This window comes from Stenotrophomonas sp. GD04024 (genome assembly GCF_029837545.1).
GTDB lineage: Bacteria > Pseudomonadota > Gammaproteobacteria > Xanthomonadales > Xanthomonadaceae > Stenotrophomonas > Stenotrophomonas forensis.
Map to the genome: position 1 here is coordinate 1 of NZ_JAOEDV010000105.1, position 12,727 is coordinate 12,727.

General features: G+C 68.0%; 12 protein-coding genes. 4 read left to right on the plus strand and 8 right to left on the minus strand.

The annotated features are described in order from the left end of the window. The 6 genes from betT to N7590_RS20435 form a co-directional block, all read right to left on the minus strand. Window positions 1-1,974: choline BCCT transporter BetT (betT, locus tag N7590_RS20410; RefSeq protein ID WP_279935843.1), on the minus strand; the 1,974-nt coding region annotated here is incomplete at its 3' end. Window positions 1,975-2,202: 228 nt separating this feature from the next. Continuing rightward, window positions 2,203-2,910 (minus strand): serine/threonine protein phosphatase, encoded by a 708-nt coding sequence (locus tag N7590_RS20415; RefSeq protein ID WP_164240362.1) that lies wholly within the window; start codon window positions 2,908-2,910, stop codon window positions 2,203-2,205. A gap of 118 nt (window positions 2,911-3,028) precedes the next feature. After that, window positions 3,029-3,514: an acyloxyacyl hydrolase gene (locus N7590_RS20420; RefSeq protein ID WP_164240363.1), complete on the minus strand. Its 486-nt coding sequence runs from the start codon at window positions 3,512-3,514 to the stop codon at window positions 3,029-3,031. A 282-nt stretch (window positions 3,515-3,796) separates the two neighbouring features. Further along, a complete protein-coding gene (locus N7590_RS20425) occupies window positions 3,797-5,101 on the minus strand; it encodes an ATP-binding protein (protein ID WP_164240365.1) in 1,305 nt (434 codons plus the stop codon). A 1-nt stretch (window position 5,102) separates the two neighbouring features. Further along, window positions 5,103-5,789 (minus strand): winged helix-turn-helix domain-containing protein, encoded by a 687-nt coding sequence (locus N7590_RS20430; protein WP_154582920.1) that lies wholly within the window; start codon window positions 5,787-5,789, stop codon window positions 5,103-5,105. 111 nt (window positions 5,790-5,900) lie between these two features. Continuing rightward, window positions 5,901-6,281, minus strand: coding sequence for a VOC family protein (locus N7590_RS20435; RefSeq protein WP_053511503.1), 381 nt, complete (start codon window positions 6,279-6,281; stop codon window positions 5,901-5,903). A 149-nt stretch (window positions 6,282-6,430) separates the two neighbouring features. Here N7590_RS20435 and N7590_RS20440 point away from each other — a divergent pair, with 149 nt between their 5' ends. The 3 genes from N7590_RS20440 (at window position 6,431) to N7590_RS20450 (ending at window position 10,908) form a co-directional block, all read left to right on the plus strand. Next, window positions 6,431-6,949, plus strand: a complete 519-nt coding sequence (locus N7590_RS20440; protein WP_164240367.1) for a sigma-70 family RNA polymerase sigma factor — start codon at window positions 6,431-6,433, stop codon at window positions 6,947-6,949. Then, the gene (locus tag N7590_RS20445) at window positions 6,946-7,890 is read left to right on the plus strand and encodes a FecR domain-containing protein (RefSeq protein WP_053511504.1); all 945 of its coding nucleotides are present in this window, start codon (window positions 6,946-6,948) and stop codon (window positions 7,888-7,890) included. The genes N7590_RS20440 and N7590_RS20445 overlap by 4 nt, the downstream gene beginning before the upstream one ends. 69 nt (window positions 7,891-7,959) lie before the next feature. Then, entirely contained in the window at window positions 7,960-10,908 is a 2,949-nt protein-coding gene (locus N7590_RS20450) for a TonB-dependent receptor (protein WP_164240369.1), read from the plus strand. A gap of 164 nt (window positions 10,909-11,072) precedes the next feature. Here the strand turns inward: N7590_RS20450 and N7590_RS20455 are convergent, their stop codons facing one another. Together N7590_RS20455 and N7590_RS20460 are read right to left on the minus strand one after the other, a co-directional pair. Then, window positions 11,073-11,396: an SMR family transporter gene (locus N7590_RS20455; RefSeq protein WP_053512188.1), complete on the minus strand. Its 324-nt coding sequence runs from the start codon at window positions 11,394-11,396 to the stop codon at window positions 11,073-11,075. Continuing rightward, window positions 11,396-11,749 carry an SMR family transporter gene (locus N7590_RS20460; protein ID WP_006450325.1) on the minus strand — a complete coding sequence of 118 codons (354 nt, stop codon included), beginning with the start codon at window positions 11,747-11,749 and terminating at the stop codon, window positions 11,396-11,398. Before N7590_RS20460 ends, N7590_RS20455 begins: the two co-directional genes overlap by 1 nt. A 160-nt stretch (window positions 11,750-11,909) precedes the next feature. Between N7590_RS20460 and N7590_RS20465 the strand changes: the two genes are divergently transcribed. Next, the coding region (locus N7590_RS20465; RefSeq protein ID WP_279935844.1) for a LysR family transcriptional regulator at window positions 11,910-12,727 on the plus strand (818 nt) is incomplete at its 3' end.

Sequence of the window (12,727 nt, forward strand, 5' to 3'; positions counted from 1 at the left end):
GCTCAGGTGCAGGAACTGCAGGTGCCGTTCGTACTGGCTGATGATGTCGTTGATGATCTGCTTGCGGCTGTAGCCGACCAGGTCGTAGTCCTGGCTGCCCTCGAACAGATGCACCTCGGCGCGGTAGTAGCGCTGGTTGCGCAGCTGCTGCGCGGCGAACGACGGGGTCAGGTAGCCGCTGAGGATCACCCGGTACAGGAAGTCTTGCTGCTCGCCGTGGTTGACCGACAGCTCCATGTCGCCGGCTTCGAAACGGGTGGCCACATCCCAGCCCTGCCCGCGCAGCTGCTCGGCCACCGCTTCCATCGCCGGCTTCACCGTGTCATCCATGAAGCGGTAGACCTGGTCGCGCACCGGGAAGTGCATCGCCTGGCTCAGGCGCTGGCGCCAGCCCTGGTGGTGGCGGTCATCGCCGATCAGCGGCGAGGGACGGTACTGCAGCGCGCGCTTGCGGTGCGATTCGTCACTGAAGGCGCGGGTCAGGCCCCACATCATCAGCAACAGCACCGCCGAGAACGGCAGCGACGCCAGCACCACCGCCGATTTCAGCGCATCGATACTGCCGGCCAGCAGCAGGCCGGCGGTCAGCACCGCGATCACCGTGCCCCAGAACACACGCAGCCAGCGCGGGCCGTCATCCTCCGGCGCACCGCCATGCGAGGACAGCGTGGACAGCACTACTGCCCCCGAGTCGGCCGAAGTGACGAAGAAGATGAAGCTGACCAGCACCGTCACCGCAATCACCGTGCGGCTCCATGGGTAGCCATCCAGCAGCGCATAGAGCACCGTCGGTGGATCATCCACGGCCAGCTGCGCCAGCTGTTGCTGGCCGTGGTGCAGCACCTGGTCCAGCGCGCTGTTGCCGAAGATCGACAGCCATGCCAGGGTGAAACCGAGCGGTATCAGCAACACGCCGAACACGAATTCGCGGATGGTGCGGCCACGCGAGATGCGCGCGATGAACAGGCCGACGAACGGCGCCCAGCCGATCCACCAGGCCCAGTAGAACACCGTCCAGCCGCCCAGCCACTCCGGGCGGCCGCCATAGGCGTACACGTCGAAGCTCTTGCCGACCACGCTGCCCAGGTAGTCGCCCAGGTTCTGCATCAAGGTGCTGAGCAGGTACTGCGTGGGGCCGGCGCACAGCATGAACAGCACCAGCGCGATCGCCAGCAGCATGTTGATGTTGGCCATCCAGCGCACGCCCTTTTCCACGCCCGAGACAGCCACGGCCACCGCCGCGCCCATCATGCTGACCACCAGGATGATCTGCACCAGGTTGGAGTGCGGGATGTTGAACAGATGCGACAGGCCGGCATTGAGGTGCAGTACGCCGAAGCCCATGTCGGCGCCGATGCCGAACACGGTGGCGACGATGCCCAGCGCGTCCACGGTGTAGCCGATCGGGCCGTTGATGCGCTTGCCGATCAGCGGGTACAGCGCCGAACGCAGTGCCAGCGGCAGGTTGTGGCGGTACGCGAAATACGCCATCGCCATCGCCGCCAGCGCGAACACCCCCCAACCATGCAGGCCCCAGTGCAGGAACAGCAACTGCATGGCCTGGCGCGCACCGGCCTCGCCCGCCGCCGGGTCGCCCTGCGGCGGTTGCAGGTAGTGGGTCAATGGTTCGGAAACGCAGAAGAAGAACAGGGTGATGCTGATGCCCGCGGCGAACAGCATGCCGGCCCAGGACAGATAGCTGAACTCGGGCTCGTCATGGTCGGCGCCAAGCTTGATGCCGCCATACTTGGAAAGCGCCACGCCGACCACGAATACCAGGTACAAGGTCATCGCCAGCAGGTAGTACCAGCCGACATTGAGCGCGGCCCAGTCCTGGGCCTTGACCAGCAGGCGGCCCGCGCCCAGCGGAAACAGGCTGACGAACAGCGCGAACGCCACGACAACGATCGCCGCGAAGGCGAACACAGGCCGAAGGGTGCGCACCGGGGATTGTTGCGGCTCCAGGGCTTCCATGGGGCGGCGTTCTCCGGCAGATCAGTGAATTAGCCGGACGATTCTGGCTGAACCGCAGTGGACAGAGCATGAAGTAGCGGCCAGCCGTCACAGGCTGGGGTCGCCATTCCGTGCTATCACGCGCGCGCATCCACCCGCTCGGACCCGGCTGCATCGGCCACGCCTGCCGGCGCGTGCGGCGCGCACAACGTGGCCCCTTCCGCCAAACGCGCGTCGGCGCTGGCGCACTCAGGCCAACGCACGACGCAGGATCAGCACGCTGTCGCCGAGGCCTTGGGCGCGACGCCCGGCGAATCTGCACAACGCTGGCAGGAAGCGCAACCGGGACACCGCGCCACGTACCTGCCGCTGCACATCGGGGGTGCACTGGCGAAGGCAGTGCCCGATCACTGCAGCCAGCACGCCAAGCGGCAGGCGGGCGTGGCGCACAGTGCCACTGGTGAACAGCAGCCAGTCACGCGCCTGCGCCTCGGCCAGCGCCATCACCTGCAACGGGTCTTCTTCCAGATCGAGGAAGCGCAGGCACCCCTGCGTGTCCACCGCGATATTGCGGGCCACCGGCTGGCCGACACAGCATCCGGCGAGGTGCGCGCGCAGCAGCTCACCGGCGGCAAGCCCCATCAGGCGCTCGGCTTCAGCTGGCCCGGCGCGACGCAGCAGCCGCGCCAGGCTCGGCCCGCCGTCCTCCAGCAGCAGCGTGGCTTCACCATGGCCCAGTACGCGCGGTACCGGCACGCCGCGTACGGCCAGTTCGCGCAACCGACGATGCTCCAGCTCGCACGCCGGCCCGGCACGCAGCCGCGGCGGTGGTCGCAGGCAGCGCAAGCCCAGCAGGCGCACCACCACATCCAGCACGGCCAGTGCCAACCTGCGCCGCTCCCCCATGTGCTGTTTCAACCAGGTTCGCCGACCCTCCACCAGCAAGGCCTCGGCCATATCAGCCTCCCTGCGCCGTGTGGGCGGGCGCCTCGGCGAATGCCAGAGGTCGGGTGGGCGTACGCATCGCATGCAGGTTGCGCACGGCATGCAATCGCGGGGGGTGGCTGCGCATGGCTCAGTACTCCACGCGCCAGCTGAGCTGCAGCAGGTCCAGCCCCGGGTTGGGCTTCTTGATGCTCGCATTGGAGTAATGCGAACAGCGCAGCGACAGGCTGTGGTGTTCCGCAACGCGCAGGCCAATGCCCAGGTGGTCGCCAAACTGGAACGCGGTACTGATGCGACGACCGCCCACACGGGTGGTATCGAACAGCGTCGGGCCAATGCCCGCTTCAACGAACAGGCGGGCGTTCGGCCACCAGCGCAGCATCGGAATGGCACTGGCCTGCCAGGCGTGCTGGCGCTGCGGGTCGCTGGCCTGCCAGCGCGCGAAGCCCAGCTCCATCGCCAGCTCCAACGGACGCCCCGAGGCCGGCTCGCGCCGCCACAACGGGCCACTGTCCCAGGTCAACCCTGCACGCTGGTAGTCGCCACGGCCATGACCGAGTTGCAGGCCGATGGATGGGCCGGCTTCGGCGGCCGCCGGCAGAGCCGGCAAGAGCATCAATAGGCTGGTCCAGGAGCGCATGCGGCGCGCCAGCAACGAGGTTCGGAAGACAGCAGGGACAGACGGGACCACGCGACAACTCCAGGCGGGAGCCGCACGCCACCCTCACGCCGGCAGGGGCCGGCGCGTCACGCAACGTGGGCTGGGAATGACGCGGACGCGGGCGCGTCCACGAAAGCGTGCATCACCCGGAAAAGTACGGGGGCCACTTCGATGCACAGCCTGGATCACGCCGCTACCGCGATCCTCGTCGTGCGGTATCCGCTTTGTAAGGCTTTGTCAGTGCAGCGCGGCCACCGGCCAGCGCATCACGAACGAGGCACCGCCGAGGGCGCTGTCCTCCACCCGCACGCTGCCGTGGTGGCAGGCCACGATGCGGGCCACCATTGCCAGGCCGAGACCAACACCGCCGGTCGTGCGCTGGCGGCTGAGGTCCAGCCGGGTAAAGGGCTGGAACACGCGCTCACGATCGGCGGCAGCGATACCCGGGCCATCGTCGCAGACGCGCAGCTGCCAGTGATCGCCGTCCCGCTGCAGCTGCAGGCGCACCCGCGAACGCGCGTGCGCCAGCGCGTTGCGCAGCAGGTTGAGGGTGGCCCGCGCCATGTAGTGCGGGTGCAGCTGTACCTGTGGCGGCGCGCACTCCACCACTTCGCAGGTGACGCCACTGCCCTGCGCATCGCGGCTGATCACGCGCAGCTGGTCCTGCAGCCATTCAGGGGCATCCACGTGCTCCTGCTGCAGGCGCCGGCCTACATGTTCCAGCCGCGCCTCGAACAGGAGTTCGCCGACCAGCTCGTCCAGGCCGCGCAGGTCTTCGCGCATCTCCTGCAGCAACTGCCTGCGCGCGTCTGCACATGTCTCGGCAGACAGCAGATCCAGCTCGAACTGCAGCCGGGCGATCGGCGTGCGCAGCTCATGCGAGACGTCGTTGGTCAGCTCACGCTGGCGTGCGACCAGGCTGGCAATGCGTTCGCCCATCTGGTTGAACTGACGGGCCAGCGGCGCCACGCTGGAGCGCTCGGAGATGCGCGCGCGGGCGTTGAGGTCGCCCTCGCCCATGCGCATGCTGGCCGCGCCCAGCCGTTGCAGGTCGCGCCAGGTCGGCCAGGCCCACGCCAGCAGGAACGCCGCCGACACCGAGACCAGCAGCAGCACCGCCAGTGCGATCGAGGCCGGGTCAAGCGGCGGTGAACTGGGCAGCCGCAGATGCAGCCATTGCGCGGGTGCACCGGCGTGTCCCGGCAGCAGCCGGTAGAAGTCCTGCTGCTCGTTGCGGGCAAGGAGGCCGAACTGCTCGAGGGCCCGCTGTTCCTCGGCCCGCGGCCGCACCGCATCGGCTGCCAGCAGCTCAAGCGCGGGCCCATAGTGCGGCGCCAGGCGCTGCAGCTCGGCCTCGCGCTGTGCGGCATCCCTGCCCTGCAGCAGCTCGCCCAGCGTGAACAACGGTCCGCGTACCGCATCACGGTAGTAGGCGTCGGCGTCGTTGCTGAAGCGCTCCTGCAGCAACAGGGGCACCGTCCACAGCGCCACGCCGAATCCGATGCTGGCCAGCACCAGCAGGCGCAGGAAGAAGCGCAGCACGTCAGGCCCCGGCCGGCAGGAACAGGTAGCCCTGGCCGCGCACCGTCTTGATCCGGGCCGGGTCGCGTGGATCGTCCTGCAGCTTCCGCCGTAGCTTGCTCACGCACATGTCCACGCTGCGGTCCAGGCCGTTGAAGTCGATGCCGCGCACGCTGTTGAGCAGGTCGTCGCGGCTGAGCACCTCGCCACTGCGGCTGGCCAGCGTCCAGAGCATCTCGAATTCGCCGGTGGTCAGCTCCAGGCGCTGCCCACCCAGCTGCACGGAGCGGCTGCGGCGGTCGATGTCCAGCGTATCGAAGCGCAGCCGCTGGTCATCGGCCTGCGCCTGTGCCGGGCGCCGCAGCAGCGCGCGCAGCCGTGCCAGCAGCACCGGTGGCTCCACCGGCTTGATGACATAGTCATCGGCGCCGGATTCCAGGCCCAGCACATGGTCCAGCGCGTTGTCGCGGGCGGTCAGCATCAGCACCGGGACGTTGCAGAACGCGCGCAGGTCGCGGCACACCTGCAATCCATCACGGCCGGGCAGCATCAGATCCAGTACCACCACGTCCGGCTGCAGTGACTGGACCGCTGCACATGCCTGGCCACCGTCGTGCACGCAGTGCACCTGGTAGCCGTGCGGTTGCAGGTAGCGGCTGATCAGGCCGGCCAGCTTCAGATCGTCTTCCACAAGCAGCAGTCGGGTCATCGAGTTCCATCTCATCCGGCGCCCGCCGCACGGTGGCGGGCGCGGCCGATTCTACCCAGCGCCGGAAGCGCCGCATCGGTCGGAAGTACCGGATCGATCCCGCCGTTGGCTTCAGGTCATCACATGCACCGCGCACAGCTTGTTGCCATCCGGGTCGCGCAGGTAGGCCAGGAACAACTGGCGGCCGGCCATGTTGCGGATGCCGGCCGGGTCTTCGATGGCGGTGCCGCCATGGGCCACGCCGGCGTCCTGCCAGCCGCGCACGGCCTCGGCACTGTCCAGGGTGAAGCCGATGGTGCCGCCGTTGGCATGGCACGCCGGCTCGCCGTCGATGGGGGCGGTGACGATGAACATCCGGCCGTCCTTGAAGTACACCAGGCGACCCTTGTCGTCGAACACCCCCGGGCGCGCACCCAGGGCGGTGAACAGGGCCTCATAGAAGCGGTGCGCGGCCTCCATGTCGTTCGTTCCAACGGTGATGTGGCTGAACATGCGGGCACTCCTTGTGGAAAGACCGCAGTGTCGGCGAGCGCAGGGGCGCATCGCAAATCCACCCTCCTCGCGCCCTGGCTGCACAAGGTTTGTCGAGTGACGCACGATCACTCTATAATGGGAATCATTCTCATTAATGATCAATGCCGATGGCCGTGCCCGCCGCCTCCAGCACTGCGCTGGCGGGGTTCTACCGCGAACACCATGGTTGGCTGCTGGGCTGGCTGCGCCGCCGCACCCACAACGCAGACTGCGCGGCCGACCTGACCCAGGACACCTTCCTGCGCCTGCTCAGCCGTCACGTCGATCCGGCCGAGCTGCGCCTGCCGCGTGCCTACCTCAGCACCATCGCGCACGCGCTGCTGGTCAACCACTGGCAGCGCGCCGACCTGGAGCGTGCCTATCTGGCCGCCCTGGCCGCGCAACCGGAGCCGGTGCACCCGTCTGCGGAAGACCGCACGCAGGCATTGCAGCTGCTGCATGCCATCGCCGACACGCTGTCCGGCCTGGCCGAGCGACCACGGCGTGCCTTCCTGCTGGCACGACTGTCCGGATTCGGCTATGCGGAGATCGGCCAACAACTGGGCGTGTCCGAGCGCATGGTCAAGAAGTACATGGCGCAGGCGATGCTGCATTGCCTGCGCTTGTCCGGCGACGCCACGGCATGAGCAGCGCACTGGCCAGCCCGGCGCTGGAGCAGGCTGCGGAATGGTTCGCGCTGCGCCAGCAGGGCTGGAGTGACGGCGACCAGCAGCGCTGGCGCGCATGGCTGCACGCCGATGCCGGCCACGCCGACGCCTGGCAGCGGGTCGAGTCGGTCTGGCAGTCGTTCGCACCGTTGTCGGCGCCCGCGGCAGCGAGGGCGCTGGATGCTGCTGGCCGTCGCCGGCGGCAGGCACTGCGCGGCCTCGGCGGCGCCCTCGGCCTTGGCGCCTTCTCGTTGCTCGGCCTGCACGCCGTGCAGCTGCAGCGCGGCCTGCAGACGCAGCGCACCGCCGCCGGACACACAGGCCACTGGACCCTGGCCGATGGCAGCCGGCTGTGGCTCAACGCCGACAGTGAAGTGTCGATCGACATCGGCAACGGCCGCCGCAACCTGCACCTGTTGCGCGGCGAACTGCTGCTGCAGACCGGGCATCTACCCGCATTTGCCCATCTGCCGCTGTCGGTGCATGTACCGGGCGCGCGCCTGCAGCCGATCGGCACCCGCTTCGCGGTCGGCCGTGAGGCGCAGGGCAGTCGCCTGGATGTGTTCGAGGGCGCGGTGCGTTGCCTGCCGCTGTTCGGCGCGGCGCAGGACGTACCCGCAGGCGGGGCGATGCGGATCGGTCCAATGGGCGGACTGACGACGGTCGATGCGGATCCGCTGCGTGGCGACTGGCAGGAGGGCCGACTGCAGGTGCAGGACGTGCCCCTGATCCGCGTCATCGACGAGCTCGCCCGCCACCATCGCGGTTACCTCGGGTGTGATCCGGCGCTCGCCGCATTGAACGTCACCGCCGTACTGCCACGCCTGGACAGCCTGCAGGCTCTGCAACTGTTGGTCCGGGCCCTGCCGATCCGCATCGAGCAGCGCTGGCCGTGGTGGACCGTCATGCGTCCGTATTGAAACAGCGGTTCCCTTTCTGCGTCCTCACCGGGCCTAGCAAGGGAACCCATTGCGGATGTTGCCGCCCCCATGAAACTGCCCTGCCCCTCCCCTCGCCCGCTGGCCATCGCGCTGTGCCTGGCCCTGACCACCCCGTGCCTGTTGCCGGCCGCCGCCCATGCACAGGACACCAAAGCATCCGTGCGCTGGCAGATCCCGGCGGGTGCGCTCGACCAGGCCCTGACCGCGTTCGGCCAGCAGTCCGGCCTGTCCATCGCCGCCGATGCGCGCCTGACCCGGGGTCGCCACAGCAACGGCGTACAGGCCACGCTCGACGCCGATGCCGCATTGGCACAGCTGCTGGCCGGTACCGGCCTGACCTTCCAGCGTGATGCCAGCGGTGTGGTGCTGCAGGCGGCACCCAACGCTGAAGCAGGAGTGCGCCAGATCGGCACCCTGCGCGTGGCTGGCCAGGCCAGCGAAGGCGCTTCGCCGTGGGGCCTGGCCGACGCCGATGCGGTCTACCGTGACAGCGGCTCGCGCGTGCACCTGGACCGCCAGCAGCTGGAACGCTTCCGCGGCCAGTCGATCGGCGATGTGCTGGCCGGTGCGGTCGGCGTGCATACCGCTGACGTCCGCAATGGCGGCGCGCTGGACGTCAACATCCGCGGCCTGCAGGGCCAGAACCGGGTGCCGGTGATCATCGACGGCGGCCAGCAGGCCATCGACGTGTACCGCGGCTATGCCGGCGTGCAGCAGCGCAGCTACCTCGATCCGGACCTGATCAGCGCGGTCAGCATCGAGAAGGGACCGAGCCTGGCCGCCAATGCCGCCAGCGCGATCGGCGGCGTGGTCTACATGGAAACGCTGAACGTCGATGACATCCTCGACGATGGGCAGGACTGGGGCCTGCGCGTGCGCGGCGGCGTGGCCGACAACAGCATCGACCGCACGCGCGTGTTCAAGCAGGTGGCGCGTGGCAGCGACAACCGCAACAGCCTGCGCGACCCGCGTGACTGGAATGGCAGCGTGGCCTTCGCCCAGCGCGGCGAAGACTGGCAGCTGGTGGCCGCCTATGCACGTCGCCGCCAGGGCAACTTCTTCGCCGGCAGCAACGATGCGCATCGTTACGACAATCAGCACTTGTCCAGCGGCGGCACCGGCATGTCCAGCCAGGCGGTGTCCAAGCTCTTCCATCCGGGCGACGAGGTACTCAACACGCACACCGACAACGAGTCGGCACTGCTGAAATTCACCTGGACACCCGACCCCGACCAGCGGCTGGAGCTGAGCCACCGCTTCTTCAACTCCAGCTTCGGCGAAATCATGCCGTCGGCGATCGGCCGCGTGGGCGAGTCCAACGAATGGGTGACCTACGTGGACAAGGCCAACACCATGTTCCAGTTCGAGCCGGGGAAGATGCGGGTCAACGCCACCTCGCTGCGCCATCGCTACCGGCCCGAGGCACACCCGTGGCTGGACCTGAGCAGTACCCTGTGGTTCACCACCGCCACCAGCCGCATGTTCAACAGCAACATCGCCAACACGCCGCTGTTCAAGAACTATCCGGGCGACGCGATGCCCGACACGCTGGGCGAGACCTACGGCCCGGGCCTGCAGTCGGACGTGAAGACCCAGCGCTGGGGCCTGGACAGCAGCAACACCACCCGCTTCAGCAACGATCTGGGTGAGTGGACGCTGCGCTACGGTGCCGCCTTCCAGCATGAGGACACCGCGCCGAATTCACCGGTGCTGCCGGTGGACTACAACAACAACCGCTACCTGCGATCGGGCACACGCCGCGAAGCCAGCGTCGTCGCCTCGCTGCAGTGGCAGCCGTGGGACTGGCTGTCGCTGACCGCGGGCGGCCGCTTCATCGACTACCGCACCCGTGACCGCAACCGCGTGGCCTTCGTCAGCGAATCGCGCGACCTGCGCTACACCTTCGCCCGCCTGAGCAAGGGCGGCCAGCTGCTGCCGGGCTGGTACAAGGAGTGGTACCCGGACGCACAGGGCAACTACACGTATGACTCGCTGCGCGCCACGCCCTATGGCGACAGCACGCTGGGCCAGGCCTACGACTTCGATGGCTTCATTCCCGATCCGCGCGGTGCCAACGGCTTCTACACCAAGCAGATTCCCACCGCGTGGGGCTACAAGCCGGCGATCCGCCGCTCCGGCCACGGCTTCGCACCGTATGCCGAGGCCCGCTTCAACCTCGATGCGGACATGTTCTTCTACGTGAAGTACGCGCAGGGCTGGAAGATGCCCAGCCTGTTCGAATCGACGCTGGGCAACAGCACCTCGGCGCCAGTGGCCGACCTGAAGCCGGAAAAGAACCGCTCCTGGGACATCGGCTTCAGCCTGCTCAAGCAGGACCTCTGGCGCGAAGGTGACCGCCTGGCGTTCAAGGTGGCCTGGTTCAAGAACGATATCGACAACGCGATCACCCGCCGCTTCGATTCCAGCACCTGGGCGTTCTACGTCGACAACGTCGACAACTACACGGTGTCCGGCTACGAGCTGCAGTCGGGCTATGACGCCGGCATTGCCTACCTGGACCTGTCGGCCAGCTACTACCAGCGCGCACGCACCTGCGATGCGGCCACCGCCAAGCGCCTGCGCGAAGACCCGTATGCCAAGTGGAGCAAGCTGGATACCACGCCGGACTGCGTGGACGGCGGCTTCGGTACCTCGTTCGTCAACGCGCAGAACCCGCCGAAGTACTCGATCCACAGCACGCTGGGCTTCCGCCTGTTCGACCGCCGCCTGGATACCGGCATTCGCCGCACCTACAACAGTGGCCCCACCCATGAACTGGACAAGCCCTGGAACACGACCGGTTCGACCGGCCTGCAGAACATCTACCTGCCCACCGCGATCTATGACTTCTACGCGCGCTGGCAGTTCACCCCGAAAGCCGAGGTGGAACTGGTGGTCAGCAACCTGCGCGACACCTACTACATGGACACGCTGGCGATGAGCCTGATGCCGGGCCCGGGCCGCACCACGCGGCTGAACTTCACCGCACGCTTCTGAGCCCTGCGGATACGACAGCGCCCCGGGGAGGTCCTCCCCGGGGCGCTTGCTTGCGGCGGCTCACGCGCTGGTAGCTGCCAACCGTGGTCCTGGTAGGTGCCAACCTTGGTTGGCACAGCAGCTCAGCACTGGCAGGTGCCAACCTTGGTTCGCACAGCGGCGCATTACTTCGCGGTACTGAGCAGCAGCACCGCGAACGTGACCAGCGCGATGCCGACCCAACCGATCGGACGCAGGCGGTTGCCGAACAGCAGGCGGCCGCAGGTAGCGGTACCGATCACACCGATCGCACCCCACATCGCATAGGCGGTGGCCAGGTCCATGTAGCGCACCGCCTGGCCCAGCAGGGCGAAGGCGATCCAGACCATGACGATCGCCGCAACACCCCAGCGCCAGCGGCGGAAGCCTTCCGACTTGGCCACCATCATGTTGGCGGCGACGTCGATCAAGGCCGAACAGATCACGAAAAACAGGGCCAGGGTGTTCATCAGTGCGCCTCCCCGAGGGTGACGCAGACGATGCCGACCACCGCCAGCACCAGGCCGGCCAGCTGCTGCAGCGACAGGCTCTCGCCGAACACGGTGAGGCCGACCACGGTCAGCAGGGTCAGGCCGAGGCCTTCCCACACCGCATAGGCCACGCCGACCGCGATGCGACGCACCGACAGCGCCAGGAAGTAATAGGACAGCGCCAGCGCGCCAGCCATGACCAGGTAACCGGTCCAGCCGCCATCACGGGCAGCATGGGCCATGAACGAGGTACCGACCACTTCGGCGACGATTGCCACGGTCAGGCAGGCCCAGGCGACCAGCGCGCCACGGGCGGGAACAGTGCGCGACATGTGAAACTCCTTGCAGGGCGGGGACCGCGCCCCGCCATCAGTAGATCCACGCCATGCGTGGATAATCCGGAACGCCCCACAGACAGGGGCGATGGCGGCCAGTATCATCGTCTTTTACGGTGGGATAAAAATGGATTCCATCGACAAGAGCGATGGATCAATGCCCTACTCTCCTGAATCCCTGCAGGCCTTCGTGGAAGCCGCGGCGCTCGGCTCGTTCTCGGCGGCGGCGCGCCGCCTGCGCAAGACCCAGTCAACGGTCAGCACCGCCATCGCGCACCTCGAAGCCGACCTGGGCGTGAGCCTGTTCGATCGCAGCGGGCGCTACCCGCAGCTGACCGAAGCCGGCCGACAGGTGCTCGGGCATGCCCAGGAGATCCTCGCCGCCGATGTGCGCCTTCAGCAGTTGAGCGTGCGCCTGGCCGCACCGGTCGAAGCGCGCCTGACCGTGGTGTTCTCCGATGTCTACCAGCTTGATCCGGAGCTGCGGGTCCTGCAACGGTTTGCGGAGGCGTTCCCGGAGATCGAGCTGGAATGGCTGGATGCCGAAGGCGAGGACGTGCTGGAGCTTGTGAGCAGCGGCCGCGCCGCGCTGGGCCTGCTGCCCAGGCAGGAACGCTATCCCGATGACCTGGTGGCCCGACCGCTGGCCCACCACAGCGAACTATCGATCTACGTGGCGCGCGACCATCCGCTGGCCGACGCCGGCCGCCGCGCGGCAGCCCAGCTGCCACGGCACCGGCAGGTGCGACTGAGTGCAGAGGTCGACCACGCCCGCGCGGCTACCGGGCTGGCGTGGACCGCCACCGACTATCTGATGGTGATGGAGATGGCCGAGGACGGCATCGGCTGGGCCGAACTTCCACGCGCGCTGGTACAGCGCTATGACCGTGGGCAGCTGGTGGAACTGACCCTGCCCGGCTGGCCCCGGCGTATCCACAGCGACCTGCTGTGGCGCCGCGACACGCCGCCGGGTCC

Bases quoted from the DNA above. Each gene is read 5' to 3' on its own strand.
- N7590_RS20415 (WP_164240362.1), bottom strand. From the start codon at position 2,910: ATGGCCGAGGCCTTGCTGGTGGAGGGTCGGCGAACCTGGTTGAAACAG.
- N7590_RS20420 (WP_164240363.1), bottom strand. From the start codon at position 3,514: ATGCTCTTGCCGGCTCTGCCGGCGGCCGCCGAAGCCGGCCCATCCATC.
- N7590_RS20430 (WP_154582920.1), bottom strand. From the start codon at position 5,789: ATGACCCGACTGCTGCTTGTGGAAGACGATCTGAAGCTGGCCGGCCTG.
- N7590_RS20435 (WP_053511503.1), bottom strand. From the start codon at position 6,281: ATGTTCAGCCACATCACCGTTGGAACGAACGACATGGAGGCCGCGCAC.
- N7590_RS20440 (WP_164240367.1), top strand. From the start codon at position 6,431: ATGGCCGTGCCCGCCGCCTCCAGCACTGCGCTGGCGGGGTTCTACCGC.
- N7590_RS20445 (WP_053511504.1), top strand. From the start codon at position 6,946: ATGAGCAGCGCACTGGCCAGCCCGGCGCTGGAGCAGGCTGCGGAATGG.
- N7590_RS20450 (WP_164240369.1), top strand. From the start codon at position 7,960: ATGAAACTGCCCTGCCCCTCCCCTCGCCCGCTGGCCATCGCGCTGTGC.
- N7590_RS20455 (WP_053512188.1), bottom strand. From the start codon at position 11,396: ATGAACACCCTGGCCCTGTTTTTCGTGATCTGTTCGGCCTTGATCGAC.
- N7590_RS20460 (WP_006450325.1), bottom strand. From the start codon at position 11,749: ATGTCGCGCACTGTTCCCGCCCGTGGCGCGCTGGTCGCCTGGGCCTGC.